The following is a 20543-nucleotide window of genomic DNA, read 5'->3' on the forward strand; positions in this document are numbered from 1 at the left end:
ATACAGGCCAATTGTATGTAGTGTAATTGAACTCGATTTTAGGACAAAAACTAAAAAACGCGGCGAAGTCTTTCTGTGGCGATCTGTGATTTCCACCTTCTCCCTCATATCCAATATACCGCCTTTGTGGCTGGTTAGGGAAAAAAAAGAGAACGAAAACGATTAGGGAGAATGTGGTTAGGTTTAAGGTTTTACTAAGGATCTCGGGGGACGGATCCAATCGCATATAATTAAAAGGAACATCGAAATTATAGAGATAAATTAGGGTGGGGCGAATGCAGAAAACTATAGTATGGAAGGCCAGATATATGGAGACGGGGTGAAAAAGCGTTAATTGCCTTCGTATCGCAACAATGGAAATAACCCCCAGCGTGAGGAACCATTGAATTAGTATATCAGTTAGTTGCACTGCAATTAACGAGCTCGATTTGGATTTCCCTTTATTCGAGCCTTTAGGGAATCGTAGATATTATAGAAGGGAAGTATGACAGCTGAGCGTTGGGTGTTAACTTTCCGGAAAGACTCAATCGTTGATGGGTTAAGCAGATCATATTTGTTTGCCTCAGTTTCAAACCTTGCTTTCACGTAACTATAAAGCTCGATATCATGACGATTTAATTCTTTTAGTTTGTCTATTGTTTCCTGATCTATGGGTTCCGTCTTTGTCTTCTTAGCACTCGTATTTCGACGCAAATAGTAACAGTGGTTCCAGTTCAATTTTTCCTTTAATAAAAGCAGCGATGAATCAAATTGTTCAGTGATTCCAACAAAAGAAAAATGTTTTTCTATATTTGATTTTGCCTCTTCCAGCATCTTTTCGTCGCAGGTTCCAAAAGGCCGTCTGTCTATGAAAAGATCTACAGGGTTTCCTATTATATACCTTAGTTGCCCGTTGTCCGCTTCGATAACCTGTTTGTTGAAGAAGAATTCTTCCGGGCTCGCATCTTTTGCGAATTTGTGAAGAAACGCAGTTGGGTTGGTTTTTGAAAAATAGTATAGTGATTTTAGTCTAGAAATCGGCTCTCTAAAAAATGCTATATATTCATATGGGGTAGGTAAATAGTGATGCACTCCAAAACCGAAGTGACCAGCCACATATCCGTCTTTCATTTTTTTGGACTCCATGGCTGGTCTTAGACGCAAGCCTTTATCTTGTCTTAAAAAGAATCGTTTAATTCTTATTATTAGAGCCGGGCCATATTTTCTTCGGAAGAGACGTTGAACTGTCATCCCAGCCGTTTTTTGAATATGTAGAAATATGATGAAAGGATTGTTATCCATTAACTGAAATGGGGTAGTTCTTTTGAAAAAGAGTTTTCATTATGATTTCTGCATTATTCTCCCAAGATTCCTCAATCTTGTAAGCCTCCCAATTGGGTATTTGCTTATCCTCAATAATTTCAGAAATTCCACCTTTAACGGCCTCAATTGAATCCGGTTCTACAAAGACGCCCAGGTGGTATTTTTTTATTATAGACTCCAATGGGCCAGGACCACTGCTTGCAATTGAAAGTTTTTGAAAATTTGTGGCAAGACTAAGAACGCCGCTAGCGGATTTGAATGAAGAGGAATACGTGAGCACCGCATAATCACATGCACCAAAGTATTGTCCCAACTCCTTTTCAGTTATGTATCGGTTGATCCAAATTATTCTGTCTGAGACGTTCTCCTCTCTCCCCAACGATTGATAATAGGAGAATGGCTTCTGAGAAGATGAAAGACTTTGACCAGCTACAATTAACCATAAATTGGGGAATGAGCTAAGAGCTCTAATAAATAGATCCAGGTTCTTATTGTCTCTAACATGACCAAACGCAAGGAACACCTTGGCATTTTTGGGTATTCCGAGCGATTTACGGGCTTCATTGGGGTCGATGTAATTTTGCTCAACAGGATAGGGTCCATGTGGAACTCGAGTAACATTGAAGTGCGGATTTGTTGGGCCACCCAGGTCTATTTGACCTATCTCATGAATGAAGGCATAATCTATAAAGGAATAAGCTTCAAAGACAGACTTATCGTGGAACCACTTTGGGCCGAGAACTGCATCCCGGATTGGATCGTGAATAATGGTTGCGATTTTTACTCCGTTCTTAGCAAGGCGCTTTAATTTGTACGCCCAGAAAGGTGAAAAATATTCGAAGTATGCCGAAAAAAGCAGGGTTAGGCAGCCCGTGTCTTTTTGAGTCTTAATGATTGCGCTGATATTCCGTCGAATTTGTAGGATACTCTTTAATAGTTTCACCGGCTTGGAATAAGATGAAAGGTCTTTATCCTGAATTAGAGGGTAAATAGTACAGTTTTCTCTTTCAGGCCATCGAACGTTTTTTGGACAAACAACAATCAAATCGAGGCCTGCATTTATTAGTGCGCCGACTTGTTGCTGTGCGTAGTCGGCCAATCCGCCGGTGGAAGAAACGGAGACATAAAGTAATGCGGGTTTCTTTTGAATGGTTGCGCTTATTGGCATACCCAGAGTCTAAGAAAAAAGCTTAGGCTTTGGAAATTGAAAGCCAATCCGGATTTTCTTCTGCGTGACCGGCAATTTCCTCTAAAATTTCCTCGACGCAAAAATTTGGAAACCAGCCCCATGTGTTCAACGCACTGGAATTATCTAATACCATCCAAGGTATATCGAACTTGCGATCTTCACTTTGCTTTTCTATCTGCATGGGTTGAAAGCGTTCTGAACTCCATTCAGTAAGTTGCTTAAGCGACATTGAATTCTTAATACCTCCGCTTACGTTAATCAGGCGGGGTTTGTCCGTTTGAAGTGGTTCGGCAATCTGTTGAATGAGCAATTTCCCTAAATCGAAGGGGTGTAAACAATCTCTTACTTGGTGCCCATCCCCGCCAAACCCAATATATTTGAGAGCTGATTTTTCAGCAAAACTGTGTACCCAAAATGCAAAAATTCCCTGAGCCGGATGTCCGAATTGTCCGGGACCAGCCATTACTCCGCAACGGTTTATCCACACTGGGATATTAAAACTTTCACCGTATTCGAGTGCTAAATACTCCGATGCAATTTTAGTTGAGCCGTATAGAGATATTGGAGGTTTTGTATCAAAATCTTCCGAGACTCCATTCACCGAAAGTCCTGTGGGAAAGGATTGATCAGCGACTGGGATAAACGCACCCTGGGATTCTGCTACTTTCAAATTCGCAAGAGGAGAAATCGAATAGACTCTGCTTGTTGAGAGCAGGATAAAACCGGCGCCTACTTTTTTGCAGTATTCCAGCATATTGATAGTTCCCTGAAGGTTATGCTCAACCAGCTGGCGACTGCTTGTTTTACCGTCGATCCCTGCCAAGACACTTGCGTTAGCCGCAGCGTCTATCACGAAATCTACTTCCGGTAAGTTTTCAAGATCGCTGGCTTCTCGAATGTCACCGTGAAGGAAGTTAACTCCGAGTTCTTTTAGCTTGGACACGTTTAAATGACTGCCTGGTCGGATCAAGTTGTCCATTCCCCAGATTTCAACATTTTCTACGGCATTTACTATATATTTTGCTAAGGAACTTCCTACGAAGCCTGCTGCGCCAGTTATCAAAATTCTCATACGTATTAGTTTCTGCTTTTCCAGGCTTCTACAATTTGGCGAATGGTTTCCTCCAAAGAAATAGTAATGTCCCAATTAGGATAATGGTTACGCATTTTGCGTAGGTCGGAATAATAACAAATATGGTCGCCTATCCGGTTGTCATCCAGGTAGGTGAAAACCTGTTCTTTCCCGGAAAATTTGGAGGTTATTTGAAATGCTTCAAGAATGGAGCAAGAATTGTTTTTCCCTCCTCCCAGGTTATAAACTTCTCCGCAACGTGGACTGTTCACAAACTCGAACATAAACCGGGCCACGTCTTCCGAATGGATGTTATCCCGGACTTGTTTCCCTTTGTAACCAAAAATTTTATACTCCCGACCCTCAAGATTACATTTAATCAAATAAGAAAGAAATCCATGTAACTCAACGCCCGAATGATTTGGCCCTGTCAGGCATCCGCCTCGGAGACAACAAGTAGGCATTCCAAAATACCTTCCGTATTCCTGAACCATGACATCTGCCGCAACTTTCGAAGCTCCAAAAAGAGAGTGCTTGGATTGGTCGATCGAAAATGATTCGGCGATTCCATTTTCATATTCGGGGTCGTCGTAGTCCCAGCGAGTATCTAACTCTTTTAATTTTAATGTATTTGGTCTGTCTCCGTAAACTTTGTTAGTGGACATGTGGACAAAGGGAACTTCCGGGTTTACCTGTCGATTGGCTTCAAGTAGATTAAGAGTCCCAACAGCGTTCGTATCAAAATCATCAAAAGGAATAGCCGCCGCACGGTCATGACTTGGTTGGGCAGCAGTATGGACAATAGCGTCTGGATTAATGTCTTTTATTAGCCCAAGGATTTCAGGTCGATTTCGTATGTCTGCTTCGTGGTGAATGAAATTTGAAAGATCTTTCTCCAGGCGCTCTTGATTCCATCGAGTGTTTCCTTGAGGTCCAAAAAATACTTCCCTTTGATTGTTATCAACACCGTGTATTTCAAAACCATGGTCATGGAAAAACATGGAAACTTCTGATCCTATTAGGCCCGAGGAGCCAGTGACTAATAATTTTTTCATTTCGTGTTATTTTTTATATTCTCCAGAATGACTGGTCTGTGTACCATGGTATTTCAAACGCCAAGTTTAATTGGTGGATTCTTTCCAATAATTTTAAATCACAGTTTGTCTTCCACTTGGTTGCCATTGCCTTGCTATCGCGCTTCGTCGAATAGGCATGGACATCTTCATTGCTTTGTGTGCTTTCGCGGATACGGTTCTTTATCGATTGATCAAAAGGGATACCCAAATTACAACAAAGCTTCTCGAACTCTTTCATTGGGTTCATACATAGGTCTTCGTAAAAAACGGTTTCCCAAGAATTCCCTTCCTCCAATTGAATACTAAGAAGTCGGTGTTTGGCCATCCACGCCAAAATTATGGCATCATTTTCAGATTCCGGATTTTGAAGTAATTTTGCGAAAGGTGCGAGTGGACCATCCATTAGCTTTTTTTGTGTGCGTATGCTTTCAAGCCAGCGATGTCCATAGGATCCCTGTTTCAAGTTTGATTGAATGACCGGGTAGGGGTGTCTGAGTACCAGAAGTACCTTGGCGTTGAGGTATTTTTCCAACCATTCGACTGCCATGATACTCCCAACATCCTTAATAACAATATGATGGTCGGCTGATAGTCGTTTCCGAATTGTTGGTCGAGTAAACAAACCCATTGGGAGTCCCTCTTTGGGATGTTTGAAGGCGTGTTGGTATAATGGACTTTCATCCTCTTTTGTAAGATATTGATTCCACCCATCCCAATTCCCATTCGGGTTAGACTTTGGGTTCAAGGGTTCATAGAAGTAGACAACCTTTTCTCCGAAACTAATGGTCTTGCCCACCCAGCTTGTGCCGCTTCTGTCATGACCTATTATCGCAACTGTAGGATTCGTGGTAGGAGTTTTCTTAAATCTCCCCATGTGTAGAGCCGTGTTTATCCGGTCGTACGTTCTAGCAATTTTTCGAATTTTATTCACTATAACCTTATGCCCGGTTGACTGCAGTTGAGGCATTTTTAAGCAACCTATTTAGAGGGTGAATCACAATCTTCCTCCATTGTTGTTGCCGTTTAAATTTTGAGATTGCGACTTTCTGTTCCGCTGGTCCGCCTATATGAGTGGAAATAAGCTGATCCATTTTCTCGTTCACATTTTGATAAAATTTCCGATCCAATTTCATAAGATTTCCGAGTCTCTCTTTTTGTGATTCAGTAAGAGTTGGCTTTTTCGTGCGAGTGACATTTCTGATGACATAGTTGATCTTTCGAAAGTAATTCGGAAACATTGCTTTTAAGAGAATGCATCCCCAATCGTATCGTTCCTGGGTAAACGCCATTATGCTTTCTTCTTCAATGTTACTTAACAAATGATCAAAGCTTAAGGACGTTTCTCTTATCAAAAAATTTACCTGACCATTGGCACCTAACAGGTATTTGTCCTTTGTCTCCTCGACAAAATCCAGATACTGATCCAGAGTATATTTTCGAGCGATTGTGTTTCCGGGAAGATCTCTTGTGTAAAGGTATTGAGATAACAAGCGACTGGTTGGGTCTCTCACGATGGTTAATCCTTGGACATGCCAATCGTCCCCTTGCCAGGGAATATCAATATTGAACCGGTGGCTACTCAAACATCTGCCAGTAGGAAACTGGGTAAAATATCGTTCCAGATTCTCACGAGCGACTGGTCCCTCCATAAGTTCTGCCGAGAAAGATCGATGAAAATGTCCAAAATTGCGTTGAAGCAGATCCTGCATGGTTGATCCCCCGCATTTCGGGATGTGGAGATAAACAAAAAACTGTTTCTTTTCGATGTCACTCATGAGTATTATGGATTCTTGCTAAGTGAGTATTGGATTGAATTTCAGTTTGTACTTCAGATCTCTTTCGCGTTCTCCAATTTTTTTTGCCGGGATACCTGCATTGATTGAATAAGGCGAAACGGATCGTGTTACCACTGCTCCGGCAGCTATAACTGCACCTTCTCCAATCGTCACTCCTGGTAAGATTGTCGCCTGGTATCCTATCCAGGAATAATTTCCAATCACTATAGAACCACCCATATCGGAAAAGCTCGGAGATTGTGGATCGTGACCAAGGGTGATCAGTGACGCACAAGGACCAATTGAAACATTGTTTCCAATTTTAATCGGAAACTTTCGACCATCGAACAAACAACCAAAATTAATAACATTATTGTCTCCAAAAAATACTTTTCGCCCGTGTAGGAATTTTACGTTCATCTGGAAATGGGTGTCCTTGCCCACCGAACCTAGATATGCCTTTAAGTACCATCGTCGGATATGCCGAGAGGGGACATGCGAAATTATATAATTGTTAAAAAATGAAAGGTAAGCTCCCGCCAGAAGCTTGGCTTTCGTTTTCATTGGTAGTTTCGTATTTATTTCGATTCCTCCGTTAAGCTACGAAAGTTGGAGCATGAGTAAAATTCCTGTGCGGCATGCATACGTTCCTTGGCTTGAGAAAGATAGGATTGGTACTGCTCCCCAATTTTTTTAAGCGCTCCAACCAATGAATCAACATTTTCATCTTCAAAGCCGATTCCAGCTCCATATCTGTGGGCGTGCTCTTCACTCCATGATTTTGTTGTATAAATAAGAGGAATTCCTTTTTGAGACGCCTCAATTGCCACCCTCGAGACTCGAGCGTAATAAGAACTTCTGCGGTAAGGCATAACTACAACATCCGTGTTGTTCAGGAGTTGGTCGTATTCGTCTGCATCCATGGTGCGGTCAATAATTTTTAAGTACCCATTGTCTACTAATTCTGTATCGGGAGAGACTGATGAGCCATTAGGTAAGTTAAATGGACTGAGCCATTGTAAGGTAAACTCCATGCTTGGCCTACTTGTTTTCTCAGAAAGTTGCTTTATGGCCTGTTGCAGCAAATCAGTTCCTTTTTCGTATCGTGCAAATCCGGGGCAACAAAATCTCAGAGGACCAGTCTGATCTGCTTTTGAGCGGTCAGAATCCGTGCTCAATACGGGGTGAGGAAACGCAACAAATGGGATTCCTGTGAAATTTGAAAGCTCTTCTCGCATACCTTCTGTTTCGCTGGCAAGGATCACCTTTTTCTCCTTTACCAATTGTCTCAAGTTACGAATAGCCAACCGCATTAACCGGTTATTTAAATTTAAATCTACAACTGGTTTGTTTAGCGATGAATCCCATCGTCCGACACCTTGGACGAATAGAAGTACTACTCTGCTTCCTTTTTTCAGCGTACTGCGCTTTATAAGGAAGCTCCACGCCAGCACGTGTTGAAGCCGCATAGTCAAACACATGATCAAATCAGGTGTTTCGTGTTTACTCAGGTATTTATTTACGTCTCCAGCAAATGCGAAGGGATGCATAACTTTATCCCATTTTGAAAATGGCTGACTCCATATGGATTTTCTGAATAAGGGCTTGGCGTCTAACAAATCTATCAGCTTTTGGCTGACATCTCTGTGCGCCACTACAGCAACTTTGTCCTCTGCCGATTCAAAGCCGCGTTTTAGGGTCTCGATATAAGTTGGCCAATGCCCGGAATCCCCTTTTAAGGCTTCCTCGAAAATAGTTACTTTCATTTGGAACCCAGGTTATATCCTATTTCGTTGATCCACTTTTCTTGAGCTTGATTTATCGGTCCTGTTTGGAAAGACCGATTATATCGAGAGCCATTTATCCTGAATTGAATACCTTTTCTTATGCGTAAATGGCTCCCAAGAATCTTCATTGGGAAGGTGGAATATCCCTCCAAAAGAGATTCAATAGTGTCTCTCCGGGTTTTCGATTCTGAGGTATCTATGCGCTCAAGACTTCTCAAACTATGCCACAATCTTATTCTGAACCCAAGCCATTCACATGGATTGCCTTGTTCAGGGGTTGAAGATTTCAGCAATTCTTCGGATTCAATAAGAAAATTTGCCCAATCGATCGCTTTACGGTGGTTGCTGGTTCCTGATGTCGTTAGCTTGGAACCCTCATGAAGGCGATAAACGGTAATATTGCCAGGTGTAAAAATAAGTCGATTGTTACTGAGAAGACTTCGCAGAAAAAAATCCTGATCTTCGGCAATCAACCAATCTTCACGAAAAGGCTCGATTTTATCCAAGGCGGATTTTCTAAACATGCAGCTTTGGAGTATCATGGACCAAGAGGTCATTAGAAGGGTTTCCTTAATAAAAAAAGAAAGAATCCTTTAAGGCGTGTAAGGGAAAGCACTAGTCTTTTTCTCCGAAAAATCCACTCTTATTTCTTATAATAGGGTTTTCCTCAATTTCTCAGTTTCTTTGATGAAATACTCTTGGACTGAAAATATCTCGTTGTCCCCGGATACTTCAATGGGGATATAGTCTCCATTTGAAGTCAATTCCTTGGCGTATTTGGTATCCTTAAGGTATATTTCCAGCAGGTCGTTAATAACCCGTTTTTTTAATATGGGGTCACTCAAAGGGAATACACATTCGATTCTCCTAAAAAAGTTTCTTGGCATCCAATCGGCGCTTCCTGTGAAAACCATCGCCTCCTTTTCCCCATTTTCAAAATAATAAACTCGGCTGTGTTCGAGAAAACGGCCCAAAAGGCTTATTACCCGAATGTTTTCGCTAAGATCCTTCACGCCAGGAACCAACCCGCAAATACCACGAATAATCAGAATGATCTCTACCCCCGCAATGGAGGCTGTGTAAAGATTGTCGATGGTTTCCTGGTCGATCAAACTGTTGAGTTTGACCATTATCTTCGCAGGTTTTCCATCCCGTGCGTTTTGAGCCTCCATCCGAATTAGTCGATTGATTTCTTTATGCAGATTGAATGGCGCAACCTTTAGTATTTGAAATTTGGGTGATCTGGCAAACCCGGTGAGGGTATTAAAAAGATCGGCGATCTCCTTCGTCATTTCTTCATGTGAAGTCATAAAGCTCAGGTCGCTATACAATTTGGCTGTTTTAGGATTGTAGTTCCCGGACCCTAGGTGGCAGTACCGTTTTAACCCCTCGGGCTCTCTTCTAACCACCAAGCAGCATTTGCAGTGAGTCTTAAGGTGGGTAAGACCATAGACAACATGCACATCCGCTTCTTCTAACTCACGCGCCCATTGAATGTTATTGGCCTCGTCGAACCGCGCCTTCAATTCAACTAGCGCGGTGACTTGCTTCCCATTCAACGATGCTTCCTTGAGGGCTTTAATTATCGGACTGTCCCCGCTTGTCCGATACAAGGTTTGTTTAATGGCAAATACCTGCGGATCTCGAGCGGCCTGTTCAATAAATTCTACGACCGGGGTGAAAGAATCGTAAGGATGATGAAGAAGAATATCTTCTTTGGATAGGATGTTAAAAATGGAGTCCGGCTTATTCAAAGGTGGCCTCACATAAGGAATAAAATTTTCAAATTTAAGTTCATTTCTCGGGACTATACTCTCAAAGTCCCGTAGTCTCATCATATTCAGAGGGCCGTTAATTCTGTAAACGCTTTCATCTTTTAGTCCGATTTCCTTAAGTAGCTCTGCGAGTAACCGATCCTCAATGCTATCTTCTACTTCCAATCGTACGGGATCATTTTTTCGCTGATTCCACAGTTCTTCCTCAATTTTGGTTACCAGGTTTTCTACTTCTTCTTCGTCGAAATAAAGGTCGCTATTTCTTGAGATTCTGAAGGCGTGGGCTGTTCGGATTTTATGTCCCGGAAACAAGGTGTGGGCGAATATCTTCACAATATCGCTTAGAAATATGTATTTCAGTGTATCGTCCTTTCCCGGGTTAATTCTTACAATGCGACTTAAAATTCTTGGCACAGGAATAATCGCTTTGTGAATGGTGTCTGGATTACTCCAATTGCCTTCGACCCAAACAATTAAATTGAGCGTTTTATTTCCAATTTGCGGAAACGGATGGGTCGGATCAATAGCGAGCGGCGTCAGGACGGGATAAACCTCTTTGTCAAAATAGTGCCTCAGCCATTTAAGATCCTTTTTTGAAAGCGTTTCAGGTGTCTTGATATCTATTCCCTCCCTCCTCATCTCGGGAACCAGCAATTCATGCCAACATTTATATTGCTCGTCTACCTGAACACGGACTTTAGCTTGAATTAGGCTTAATTGATCTCTCGGGCTTAACCCATCGTCACTCAGCACGCTAACCTGGGAATCTGCTTGCTGCATAAGCCCGGCAACGCGAATCTCGAAAAACTCGTCAAGATTACTGCTAACAAAGGAAAGAAATTTGACGCGTTCGAGAATCGGGTATTGCTCGCTCTTCGCTTGTTCCAGGACACGATGGTTGAATGCCAACCAGCTTAACTCACGATTGAAGTAAGGAACTTTCTTTTTTGATGATTCTGACTTAGTACCCATGCGATTAGAACAATATGGAGCACAAAGTTCTCAGAATAAAGAACCTTTCTTGTGACAAATCGGTTAAATCGTCTTTGTAAGGCAGCTGATCCTACAGTTTTCAAGGTGTCAGTAATAACGCTGCAACTTACTGTCAGTTCATGAAAAACAACTGTGGCTAAACTGTGACAGGTCTCCTGTTCGGCTAAACTACTTTTGTGTAAGTTTTTCTAGCAAGCCATAGACCCTTCCCAGCATTTTCTTCGGATCTTCCAATATGCCGGCTTCGACCAAGGTGTTATCAAATATTTGTTCGGATATAGTCTTTGCCAGGTCTGGATTTGAATCTTTTAGCTCGGCCAGGTTCTTGATAAGTCCGTGGCGCGGATTGATATGAAGAACTACTTTCGCTTCCATTTCTGGAGCGTCCGGATTCATTTGCTTCATCATGCGACGCATAGAGGCGGTCATAAACTTGTCACTGTTTGAAGACATGGCAGGGCTATCGACCAGACGCTCGCTGGCTCGCACACTTTCCACTCGTTCACCGAGGGTTTCTTTTAACCAGGTGCACAGCTTTTCGGCTTCATTTTTTTCCAAAGGATCACCGGCATCCTCCGGTGTCACGCTTTCCATTTCGATGTCGTCTTGATCTGCGGATACCAGAGTCTTTTCTTCAAATTCACGGACGTGGTTCATCACAAATTCATCAATCGGAAGATAAAGGAAGAGAACTTCAATATTTCGGGCCTTAAAAGCTTCCAGGTAGGGGCCGTTTTCTATCGATTCACGGCTGTTTCCCTGCAGGTAGTAAATCTCCTTTTGCTCTTCTTTCATCCGGGAAACGTAGTCAGGCAAACTCGTCAGTTTACCCTTCTCTGTCAGGGAAGATTCGAAGCGCAGTAACTTCGTCAATGAGTCTTTGTGGGTAAAATCACTGGTGACCCCTTCTTTAATAAAGATCCCAAATGTGTTCCAGAATTTTTCAAAATTCTCCGGGCGTTTTTTGGCCTCTTCTTGTAGGAGTTTGAGGTAGCGTTTCGTCAGTACCGAATTCAGTTTCTGAACCAATGCGCTATCCTGCATCGTTTCCCGCGATATATTAAGAGGAAGGTCCGCGCTATCGACTACGCCCTTTAGAAATCTTAGCCACTCTGGGAAAAGTCCTTTGGGTTCTGCATCGATTAGGACTTTGCGGCAGTAGAGGGCAACTTCGGGCTCTGCTCTAGTGAATCCCATCGCTTCCACATTGGTTGTCGGTGTGAAGAGCAGTGCATTGATGGCCAATGGTGCATCTGCATTGAAGTGGAGGCGAAGCAGCGGCTCGTCAAAAGCCTTACAGGCGAATTTGTAGAATTCGGTGTAATCTTCATCTTTGATATCGGCCTTACTTTTTAACCATATCGCCTCTTGGGTATTTACTCGGTCGCCATTGACGTTAATCGGATACTGTACGAACGAAGAATACTCTTTTAGAATACGTTTGATCTCATTGGGTTTGGCGAAGGACTTATTTTTATCGTCCAACGAAATAACTATTTTTGTTCCTCGGCGTTGATCGGCAACCGGTTCGACTTCATAAGCTCCCGATCCGTCGCTGGACCATACGTGGCCTTCTTCGTCGTTTTCCCAGCTGCGGGAGTATACTTTTACTTCCTTGGCCACCATAAATGCACTATAAAACCCTACGCCAAATTGACCGATCAGATTGGTGTTATGGTCGCCTCCTTCCTTTAAGGCCTGGAGGAATTGTTTTGATCCTGAGTGAGCGATTGTTCCAAGATTTTGAACAAGCTCATCGTGTGACATTCCGATACCAAAATCCTGGATTGTCAGCGTATTAGCGGTGTCGTCGGTTGTGATATTGATTTCCAGCTCCAGATCGTCGTCGAAGACGTTCTTTTCAGTAATGCTTAGATGTCGTAACTTCTCCAAGGCATCGGATGCATTGGAAACTAGTTCGCGAACAAAGATCTCCTTATTAGTATAAAGTGAATGGATAACTATATCCAGCAGTTGTTTTACTTCTGCCTGGAATTCGTGTTTTTCGGGTGCTTTTGCGCTCATGATTATAAAGGTAAAATATTCGTCTTTGGACTATCTTGAAAATTGAAAACGGAGGTTTTATACGTGTGGATAGATAAAAATCAAGACCGTCTGGATATCAATTTCAGGTCTCACATTTTTGGATTTGGTTTGTGATTCTAATTATGGTCTAACTAAATAATCCAAGATGCCAACCTTCACTTCAAGCAAGTCTCCACTCAAACGTCTTTTAGATGAAGTCGGCCCGGTCGATCAGGTCGCAATTGAAGAACGTGTGGCAAAGTTTTCTACCCGCAGCATAAAAAAAGGGAGCAAGATCCAGGGACTCAAACTAGCTTTGTCCATGGTCGATCTTACGGCGTTGGAAGGCAAGGACACGCCGGGGAAGGTAGAATCACTTTGCCAAAAAGCACAAACACCGGATCCGGAACTGGATACTCCTCAAGTTGCTGCGGTATGTGTTTATCCGTTAATGGTGAAGCCCGCGCGAAGATGCCTTGGCGAATCGCCAGTACGTATTGCTTCGGTAGCAACGAGTTTCCCTTCCGGCCAGGTTCCTTTGCGCACAAGGCTGCAGGAAGTGAAGCAGGCGGTTCGTGATGGAGCAGATGAAATTGACATGGTTATTCAGCGTGGGCTCTTCCTCTCTGGCAAGGTCCAAGCAGTTCAGGATGAAATTGCCGCGGTGGTTGAAGCGTGTGGTGAAGCACGATTGAAGGTGATCCTCGAAGTCAGCGAATTGGAAACCTACGACAATATACGTGCAGCGTCGTTTCTCGCCATGGCTGTTCTTCGTCCGGGAGATTTTATTAAGACCAGTACTGGGAAAACGTCCGGTAATGCCACTCTGGCAAATAATCAAGTGATGCTTGAGGCCATTCGCGACTTTTACCTCAATACGGGCATTCCTATTAGCATGAAGCCTGCTGGAGGCATCAAAAATTCCAAACAAGCACTTCACTTCCTCGTCGCAGTCAAAGAAACTTTAGGCGATGCCTGGTTAACGAACGAACGCTATCGCTTTGGAGCCAGTTCCTTGTTGAATGACCTCCTCATGCAGCTGCGCAAACAACAGCAAGGTGTTTATCAGGCACCTTGGAAATTCAGTGACGCCAGCTCTGGTTATTAATTCCCATTATCCTTTTTAAGAATGTCCGCTCAAAGAAAGCCTGTCACCAAATCATCCAGCCGGAAGGCTCCTGAACTGTTGTTCGGGGACCTTTGGGAGTTTGATCCAGCACCCGAATCTGCCGATCCGAAATTAGTCGAAACTTATTCCTTGTTTATCGGAGGGAAATTTGTGGCACCGCGAAGTCGAAAATATTTTGATTCGATTAACCCGGCTACAGAAAAATGTCTCGCCAGAATACCTGCCGCCGGAAATGCCGATATCAATGCCGCATTTACCGCTGCCCAAACGGGATCGGATAAATATTGGTCAAAGCTTTCTGGTAAGGATCGCGGGAAATACCTCTATCGCATTGCGCGCTTACTTCAGGATCGCTCCCGTGAATTTGCAGTTGCCGAATCACTGGATGGCGGGAAACCAATCAAGGAATCGCGCGATTTCGACATTCCGATGGCCGCGGCGCACTTCTTTTATTATGCAGGCTGGGCGGATAAACTCGCATATGCATTGCCCGGAACATCGTTTCGACCTTACGGAGTAGTCGGACAAATTATCCCCTGGAATTTTCCATTGCTCATGCTCGCATGGAAAATTGCACCCGCCTTGGCTGCTGGAAACTGCGTTGTTATCAAACCGGCCGAGACGACTTCGATAACCGCGCTGAAATTTGCTGAGATTCTTCAAGAGGCCGGACTACCGCCTGGTGTCGTAAATATTGTCTCCGGTGCCGGTTCAACCGGGCAGCTCATCGTGGATCATCCAGCAGCCAAGAAAATTGCCTTTACCGGATCGACGGCTGTGGGGAAAGCGATTCTGCGCGCGACCGCCGGAAGCGGAAAAGGACTCACGCTCGAACTGGGAGGAAAAGCAGCCAACATCGTTTTTGATGACGCCCCCATTGATCAAGCAGTTGAAGGAGTTATAAACGGCATCTTTTTTAACCAAGGTCATGTTTGTTGTGCGGGCAGCAGACTTTTGGTGCAGGAATCCATTGCCGAGACGTTCGTTAAAAAATTGAAGACCCGCATGGCCTCCTTAAGAGTGGGAGACCCGCTCGACAAGAACACCGATATTGGGGCGATTAATTCCATGGCGCAATTGGAGAAGATTACAGAACTCGTCGCCAGTGGCGTTAGCGAAGGAGCTGAACTCTTTCAAAGTTCCTGTTCGCTGCCGAATCAAGGTTACTTTTATCGTCCTTCCTTATTCCAGGGGGTTACTCAAAGTCACCGTATCGCTCGTGAAGAAATATTTGGGCCTGTCCTTAGTGTTCTGACTTTTCGCACGGTAAGTGAAGCTATTGATAAGGCCAACAACACGGCTTATGGCTTGTCCGCTGGTGTTTGGACAGATAAGGGTTCGAAAATCCTGAAGATGAGCACCGCATTAAAAGCCGGGGTGGTTTGGGCCAACACCTATAACAAATTTGATCCCACGTCACCATTCGGTGGGTACAAAGAAAGTGGGTTTGGCCGCGAAGGAGGCAAGCAGGGAGTTTCCGATTACCTCAAGATTGAATCCTAATTCGACTTTTTATCATGCCAAGAATCTCCATTACCAAAACTCCCAAAGCCTACGTTGGTGGAAAGTTTATACGCTCCGAAAGTGGGAGGGTATTTCCTCTCGAGGACAAGGCCGGACAGTTTATCTGTAACATTCCACAATGTACCAGAAAGGATACTCGCAACGCCGTAGAGCTTGCAGGAAATGCTGGAAGTTCCTGGGCAGCAAGAACCGCTTATAATCGAGGTCAGGTACTTTACCGTTTGGGTGAAATGATGGAATCCCGGTCAGAGGAATTGGCGCAAGCGATTGCTGTCACCGGCATTATTGATCTGCGAAAAGCCCGGACTGAAGTCAGTGTGGCCATCGACCGAGTCATCTATTACGCTGGTTGGACTGACAAATATGAACAAGTATTGGGTAATACAAACCCTGTCGCTGGGTCGTTTTTCAATTTTTCTGTGACTGAGCCGATCGGTGTAGTCGGTGTATTTTGCTCCGATGGGTCACCTTTGCTAGGTCTTATCTCTCAGGTGCTTCCAATTATTACTTCTGGAAATTCAGTGGTTGCCCTGGCATCAACGTCAAATCCTTACCCTGCAATTTTGCTCGGTGAAATGCTTGCCACTTCAGATCTTCCAGGCGGGGTCTTAAATATTCTGACTGGTTTTAAGGATGAGCTTTTGGAAACGTTTGCCAGTCATGAACAAATTCGCGGGCTTGACCTTTCAGTGGATGATAAACTCAGAAAACAGGCGGAGGTCCTTGCGGCGAAGAGTGTGAAGCGTGTCAAGGTGCGACCCGAATCTGATGAAGCTTTGTTCGAAGATTCTGCACAATCGCTCTATGTGATCCGCAATTTCCTGGAATTCAAAACAACGTGGCACCCTATTGGCGTGTAACTTCTTAGAGATGAAGTGGTGGCGTTTTTCTGCGACTCTTCTTGCTATTGGTTGTCTAAAATAAAGTCCACTCTCTCAAGCCAGAGTTGGTTCCCCTTTTTGTTAAGATGGAGACCATCATTCGAATAATCTTTTAGCAAAATTCCTTCAGGAGCGATAACTTCGTTTAGATCAATTACGGATATTATGTTTTCGTCGCAAATTTCTACAATTGCTTTGTTCGCAGCAATGATATCCGGGATATGGATTTCTTTAGAAGTATAAGGGATCAAAGTAACAATTACATTTTTCGATGCGTTCAATGCGATTGTTACCAGTTCTCTATAATCTTCGCTGAAAGAGGTAAGATTGAAATCTTCTCTATGGCCTAATATGTCGTTTGTTCCAGCAAGTATGAACAGGTTCTTCGGTGAATATCGCTTTGCTTTGATCAACTGAAGTCTAATTTGTTTTGCCCGAAGTCCGTCCGCTCCCAAATTTATCGAATTGAAAGGAGTTCCAGTCATTCTCATACTCCAACTTCTGCCGGCTGCAGTAATATTGTCTCCGCAAAAAATATTCTCTAGGCCGAATATTTCCCCCTTCCACTGGCCAACCATATTATAGTTGATGAAGCGGATGTAATCACTCTTTAAAAAATGAGAGTTATTGGGAGTGAAAGAATTATATAAAATAATAATCCGAATCGCATTACTTTTTTTAGATGTTTCATCGTCACGTTGGCTTTTTATTAAGATAGTATTTTAGGTGTGAGATCGGAGCGTTTATTTGTCCAAATTCATTCTCTCATCTACCACAGTCAATTGAATTCAATGTTTCTGTCGGCGGTAGTTTTCTTGTCGGTACATTGTTTGGTGATTCTGAAACTACAGGAGTTTCACAGCCTTCTCAATTTCGTCTTTATATGGCATGGATGGGGCAGTGCCTCTGCGAGTTACGGATAATCCTGCAACTACATTCCCATACTCTGCAGCCTTCTTTATATCTCCATCAAAGGTTTGTAAGCCTGAAGCAAATCCACCAACAAAGGCATCTCCTGCTCCAGTCGTGTCTACTACGTCGATTCCTTTCATGGAGTCTGTTTGAAAATGGCTGCCTATTGTCGACACAAAGCAGCCTTTGCTACCTAAAGTAATGATAAAAGTGGGAACCCCAAACTCTCTGCACAATTCATGTAATACTTCTGGGTCGATACCTTGTATCTCCGCCTCTTCGAAAGAGCCATGTGATTCTGGGCACTTTGTTCTTAGGAGGTGAGCGAATTCGGTTTCGTTGGGTATTAGTATGTCGACATTGTCTAGCATATCCATGGGAAAGTCGTCTCGCATGGGAGCTGGATTTAATAAGGTTGTTACCCCCTCCAATCGTGCGAGTTTTAGCGCATGGTTGGTCGCCTCCAAATTACATTCCAGCTGAGTCACCACAATTCCAGCGTTGGCGATAATGTCCCCCGGAATGTCTGCAGGTGTGAGTGAAGCATTCGCGCCTAAGGCGACCACAATTTCATTTTCCCCATGTTGGTTGACCAGGATTCCAGCAGTGCCTGTCTCATCAGCCGGTTTTATTGCCAGATGTGAATCTATGCCTTCCGATTGATGGAATTCACGGGCAACTCCTGCAAAAGCATCTTGCCCGGTTGCTCCGATAAAGGCGGTGGAAACTCCTGTTCTTGCCGCGGCAACCGCTTGGTTTGAGCCCTTACCCCCTGGCCCACTTTGGAAATTTCCGATGAGTGTCTGACCTGGTTTTGGAAACTCAGGAAGATGGAAAGTCAGGTCCTGAACGTAACTACCAATAACAACGATGGATGAAGCCATTATTCTAAATTGAAAACGGATATCAGAAGTAGCGAATCAAAAAAAATAGGTTTAGACAGTGAAAGGCAGTTTTATCTTGGCGAATTGCCTCATCTTTAAAATGTTTTGCTTCTCAAAGTAAGAATCCACAGGGTTCCCTCAATTGCTAATATATGCATCCTAATCATCGTCCTAACATTCCTTACCCGGAAACTCCGGAAATCCTTCAAAAGCGTAGCTTACTTAAGTCGGACTTGAAGAATTTAGATGCTTCAACGCTCAGCCAGGTTTATAACTGGATGTATTATTCCAGGCGAACGGATGACCGTTTAAGGGACTTGTTTCGACAAGGACTCGTTTATGGAACCTTGGCAGGCGGGCAGGGGAATGAAGGGGTGGCTGCTCCCATAGGATTACTTTTGGATCGGGAAAAGGATGTCGTTTGCTTTTCTCACCGTAACTTGGCCGGTCATTTGATTTGGAGCGATCATCTCTGCGATCACCTCTGTCAGTATATCGCAAATTCTGGCAGCCCGACCCTCGGGCGTGAAGGAAATGTTCATCATGGTGACCCGCTCACCCGGAGTTTGCCCATCATTAGTCACTTGGGGCCTATCCTTTCCAGTGTGCTTGGGGGGATCGACTCTCAGCGGCGACTTGGGAAGGATTCAATTGGAATTGGTTTCTTGGGGGATGGGGCATCCAGTACGGGCGATGTTCATGAAACTATGAATTTGGCGTCTGTTCTAAAAATTCCTATGGTGTTCGTCATTGAGAATAATGAGTATGCTTACTCGACCCCTATAAATGAGCAATTTGCTGGCGATTCTCTAGGCAGACGCGCCGAAGTTTATGGGATGACCTACACGACCTTGGAAATTTCAGATACACGCAAAATGGTTCAGGAGTTTGACCGTGTATTCTCTGAGGTGCGTGAATCTGGATTTCCGACTGTTGTCGAAGTTAAGACACTTCGGCTGCGTGGACATGCGGCTTATGACACTTGCGACTATTTGACTAAAGATGTGATTGAAGGGTGGGAAAAACGAGACGCAAATCCAATCTTACGGCAACAATTGATAGAAGCGCTAGGTGAGGGTCCCATTATCGAGGCGGAGGAAACTATCGAATCATTTCTTGAAGAGTGCATTAAAGTTTCTTTGGCTCAGCCGCCGATCAAAGAGCAGGATTTACAAGCCGGTGAATTCGTAAATACGATTCATGGCTTTAAATGGAAAAAGGCTGGGCAGGTGTTCAAGAATGTTACCTTTGCCCAAGCACTAAATGAAGCTCATAGAATGATTCTGGAGGAATCAGATGTCTCGCTGGTTATGGGGCAGGATATCGCTACCTACGGTGGGGCGTTTAAAGTAACCGATAAATTGTTTAATGAATTTGGCCGGGGTCGAGTGATTAACACACCTCTGGCTGAATCGGCTACTGTCGGCTACGGCATCGGTTTAGCTTTCAATGAACATCGACCCATTATCGAGTTTCAGTTCGCTGATTTTGCGACTGATGCAACCACCCAGATTTGTCTCAACGCCGGGACCTTTTATTTCCGTTCTGGGAAATGCTTGCCCATGGTTATGCGTTTTCCATGTGGAGGAGGTCTTACCTTTGGTTCGTTTCATTCACAGGAATTAGAGGGGCTTTACACTCAATTCCCCGGACTGAAGGTTTTATATCCCAGTACGGTTCAGGATGCTTTTGATTGTATGCTTGCCGCTTACGATTCGGATGACCCGGTATTGTTGTTTGAGCATAAAAAGCTTTATCGAGGACTTCGGTCAGATGTTACTGTGAGTAATGATTATCGTCATGTATGGCACCCTCGCTTGGTTCGAGAAGGGGAGTTTGCTACACTTGTTACTTATGGGAAAATGGTTGGGATCTGTGAGAAGGTGTGCGCGTATCTGGAAGAAGAGTACGAGTATTCTTTCGAAATTATTGATCTTCGTGCTTTGAAACCGATCGATCTGGATCCGATACGTGAATCTATCAGGAAAACCGGCCGTTTGGTTGTGGTTCACGAAGCAAGGCGCAACCTTGGGTTTGGTGCCGAAGTGATCAGTCAACTAACTGAAGAACTATTTTTTGAAATGGAAGCACCACCTTTACGGATTGGTTCCAAAGATGTACCAGTTCCTTTTGCGGCACCCTTGGAAAAACAATTTATGCCCAATGAAGAATCGATCACCCGGGATATTATCAATTGGCTGGATAAGCTCAGTTAAGCG

General features: G+C 43.8%; 17 protein-coding genes. 4 read left to right on the forward strand and 13 right to left on the reverse strand.

Annotated elements, in window-relative coordinates; all coding sequences use genetic code 11:
- Window positions 1–414: 414 nt before the first annotated feature.
- The 11 genes from O3C43_08360 to htpG form a co-directional block, all read right to left on the reverse strand.
- Window positions 415–1281 carry a sulfotransferase family 2 domain-containing protein gene (locus O3C43_08360; protein MDA1066500.1) on the reverse strand — a complete coding sequence of 289 codons (867 nt, stop codon included), beginning with the start codon at window positions 1279–1281 and terminating at the stop codon, window positions 415–417.
- Window positions 1274–2470, reverse strand: a complete 1197-nt coding sequence (locus tag O3C43_08365) for a glycosyltransferase (GenBank protein MDA1066501.1) — start codon at window positions 2468–2470, stop codon at window positions 1274–1276. The genes O3C43_08360 and O3C43_08365 overlap by 8 nt, the downstream gene beginning before the upstream one ends.
- 22 nt (window positions 2471–2492) lie before the next feature.
- The gene (locus tag O3C43_08370; GenBank protein MDA1066502.1) at window positions 2493–3563 is read right to left on the reverse strand and encodes an NAD-dependent epimerase/dehydratase family protein; all 1071 of its coding nucleotides are present in this window, start codon (window positions 3561–3563) and stop codon (window positions 2493–2495) included.
- Between the two features lie 5 nt (window positions 3564–3568).
- On the reverse strand, window positions 3569–4618 hold the full coding sequence (locus O3C43_08375) for an NAD-dependent epimerase/dehydratase family protein (GenBank protein ID MDA1066503.1): 1050 nt from the start codon (window positions 4616–4618) through the stop codon (window positions 3569–3571).
- A 13-nt stretch (window positions 4619–4631) separates the two neighbouring features.
- Window positions 4632–5606 (reverse strand): sulfotransferase domain-containing protein, encoded by a 975-nt coding sequence (locus tag O3C43_08380; GenBank protein MDA1066504.1) that lies wholly within the window; start codon window positions 5604–5606, stop codon window positions 4632–4634.
- Window positions 5578–6414, reverse strand: coding sequence for a sulfotransferase family 2 domain-containing protein (locus tag O3C43_08385; GenBank protein MDA1066505.1), 837 nt, complete (start codon window positions 6412–6414; stop codon window positions 5578–5580). The genes O3C43_08380 and O3C43_08385 overlap by 29 nt, the downstream gene beginning before the upstream one ends.
- An 18-nt stretch (window positions 6415–6432) precedes the next feature.
- Window positions 6433–6834: an acyltransferase gene (locus O3C43_08390; GenBank protein ID MDA1066506.1), complete on the reverse strand. Its 402-nt coding sequence runs from the start codon at window positions 6832–6834 to the stop codon at window positions 6433–6435.
- Between the two features lie 158 nt (window positions 6835–6992).
- On the reverse strand, window positions 6993–8180 hold the full coding sequence (locus O3C43_08395) for a glycosyltransferase (GenBank protein ID MDA1066507.1): 1188 nt from the start codon (window positions 8178–8180) through the stop codon (window positions 6993–6995).
- The gene (locus tag O3C43_08400) at window positions 8177–8725 is read right to left on the reverse strand and encodes a hypothetical protein (protein MDA1066508.1); all 549 of its coding nucleotides are present in this window, start codon (window positions 8723–8725) and stop codon (window positions 8177–8179) included. The genes O3C43_08395 and O3C43_08400 overlap by 4 nt, the downstream gene beginning before the upstream one ends.
- 126 nt (window positions 8726–8851) lie before the next feature.
- Window positions 8852–10948, reverse strand: coding sequence for a polyphosphate kinase 1 (gene ppk1, locus O3C43_08405; protein MDA1066509.1), 2097 nt, complete (start codon window positions 10946–10948; stop codon window positions 8852–8854).
- A gap of 189 nt (window positions 10949–11137) precedes the next feature.
- Entirely contained in the window at window positions 11138–12994 is a 1857-nt protein-coding gene (htpG, locus tag O3C43_08410) for a molecular chaperone HtpG (GenBank protein MDA1066510.1), read from the reverse strand.
- Window positions 12995–13160: 166 nt separating this feature from the next.
- On the opposite strand from htpG, the gene deoC reads away from it, so the two are divergent.
- Genes deoC through O3C43_08425 form a run of 3 tightly spaced genes read left to right on the forward strand, consistent with a single transcriptional unit; the run spans window position 13161 to window position 16507 of the window.
- Window positions 13161–14102: a deoxyribose-phosphate aldolase gene (gene deoC, locus O3C43_08415; GenBank protein MDA1066511.1), complete on the forward strand. Its 942-nt coding sequence runs from the start codon at window positions 13161–13163 to the stop codon at window positions 14100–14102.
- A 21-nt stretch (window positions 14103–14123) separates the two neighbouring features.
- On the forward strand, window positions 14124–15626 hold the full coding sequence (locus tag O3C43_08420; GenBank protein ID MDA1066512.1) for an aldehyde dehydrogenase family protein: 1503 nt from the start codon (window positions 14124–14126) through the stop codon (window positions 15624–15626).
- A gap of 14 nt (window positions 15627–15640) precedes the next feature.
- Entirely contained in the window at window positions 15641–16507 is an 867-nt protein-coding gene (locus tag O3C43_08425; GenBank protein ID MDA1066513.1) for an aldehyde dehydrogenase family protein, read from the forward strand.
- Window positions 16508–16551: 44 nt separating this feature from the next.
- Here the strand turns inward: O3C43_08425 and O3C43_08430 are convergent, their stop codons facing one another.
- Together O3C43_08430 and O3C43_08435 are read right to left on the reverse strand one after the other, a co-directional pair.
- Complete coding sequence (locus tag O3C43_08430; protein ID MDA1066514.1) at window positions 16552–17106, reverse strand: GDSL-type esterase/lipase family protein; 555 nt, start codon at window positions 17104–17106, stop codon at window positions 16552–16554.
- A 267-nt stretch (window positions 17107–17373) separates the two neighbouring features.
- Window positions 17374–18324: a ribokinase gene (locus O3C43_08435; protein ID MDA1066515.1), complete on the reverse strand. Its 951-nt coding sequence runs from the start codon at window positions 18322–18324 to the stop codon at window positions 17374–17376.
- 152 nt (window positions 18325–18476) lie between these two features.
- Between O3C43_08435 and O3C43_08440 the strand changes: the two genes are divergently transcribed.
- Window positions 18477–20540 carry a thiamine pyrophosphate-dependent enzyme gene (locus O3C43_08440; protein MDA1066516.1) on the forward strand — a complete coding sequence of 688 codons (2064 nt, stop codon included), beginning with the start codon at window positions 18477–18479 and terminating at the stop codon, window positions 20538–20540.
- The last annotated feature ends 3 nt before the right edge of the window (window positions 20541–20543 follow it).

It is taken from the genome of Verrucomicrobiota bacterium, assembly GCA_027622555.1.
In the GTDB taxonomy this organism is placed as follows: domain Bacteria; phylum Verrucomicrobiota; class Verrucomicrobiia; order Opitutales; family UBA2995; genus UBA2995.

What these genes read in the sequence shown, in the direction of transcription:
- O3C43_08360 (MDA1066500.1), bottom strand. Translation starts at nt 1,281, where the DNA reads ATGGATAACAATCCTTTCATCATATTTCTACATATTCAAAAAACGGCT.
- O3C43_08365 (MDA1066501.1), bottom strand. Translation starts at nt 2,470, where the DNA reads ATGCCAATAAGCGCAACCATTCAAAAGAAACCCGCATTACTTTATGTC.
- O3C43_08370 (MDA1066502.1), bottom strand. Translation starts at nt 3,563, where the DNA reads ATGAGAATTTTGATAACTGGCGCAGCAGGCTTCGTAGGAAGTTCCTTA.
- O3C43_08375 (MDA1066503.1), bottom strand. Translation starts at nt 4,618, where the DNA reads ATGAAAAAATTATTAGTCACTGGCTCCTCGGGCCTAATAGGATCAGAA.
- O3C43_08380 (MDA1066504.1), bottom strand. Translation starts at nt 5,606, where the DNA reads ATGCCTCAACTGCAGTCAACCGGGCATAAGGTTATAGTGAATAAAATT.
- O3C43_08385 (MDA1066505.1), bottom strand. Translation starts at nt 6,414, where the DNA reads ATGAGTGACATCGAAAAGAAACAGTTTTTTGTTTATCTCCACATCCCG.
- O3C43_08390 (MDA1066506.1), bottom strand. Translation starts at nt 6,834, where the DNA reads ATGAACGTAAAATTCCTACACGGGCGAAAAGTATTTTTTGGAGACAAT.
- O3C43_08395 (MDA1066507.1), bottom strand. Translation starts at nt 8,180, where the DNA reads ATGAAAGTAACTATTTTCGAGGAAGCCTTAAAAGGGGATTCCGGGCAT.
- O3C43_08400 (MDA1066508.1), bottom strand. Translation starts at nt 8,725, where the DNA reads ATGTTTAGAAAATCCGCCTTGGATAAAATCGAGCCTTTTCGTGAAGAT.
- ppk1 (MDA1066509.1), bottom strand. Translation starts at nt 10,948, where the DNA reads ATGGGTACTAAGTCAGAATCATCAAAAAAGAAAGTTCCTTACTTCAAT.
- htpG (MDA1066510.1), bottom strand. Translation starts at nt 12,994, where the DNA reads ATGAGCGCAAAAGCACCCGAAAAACACGAATTCCAGGCAGAAGTAAAA.
- deoC (MDA1066511.1), top strand. Translation starts at nt 13,161, where the DNA reads ATGCCAACCTTCACTTCAAGCAAGTCTCCACTCAAACGTCTTTTAGAT.
- O3C43_08420 (MDA1066512.1), top strand. Translation starts at nt 14,124, where the DNA reads ATGTCCGCTCAAAGAAAGCCTGTCACCAAATCATCCAGCCGGAAGGCT.
- O3C43_08425 (MDA1066513.1), top strand. Translation starts at nt 15,641, where the DNA reads ATGCCAAGAATCTCCATTACCAAAACTCCCAAAGCCTACGTTGGTGGA.
- O3C43_08430 (MDA1066514.1), bottom strand. Translation starts at nt 17,106, where the DNA reads ATGGTTGGCCAGTGGAAGGGGGAAATATTCGGCCTAGAGAATATTTTT.
- O3C43_08435 (MDA1066515.1), bottom strand. Translation starts at nt 18,324, where the DNA reads ATGGCTTCATCCATCGTTGTTATTGGTAGTTACGTTCAGGACCTGACT.
- O3C43_08440 (MDA1066516.1), top strand. Translation starts at nt 18,477, where the DNA reads ATGCATCCTAATCATCGTCCTAACATTCCTTACCCGGAAACTCCGGAA.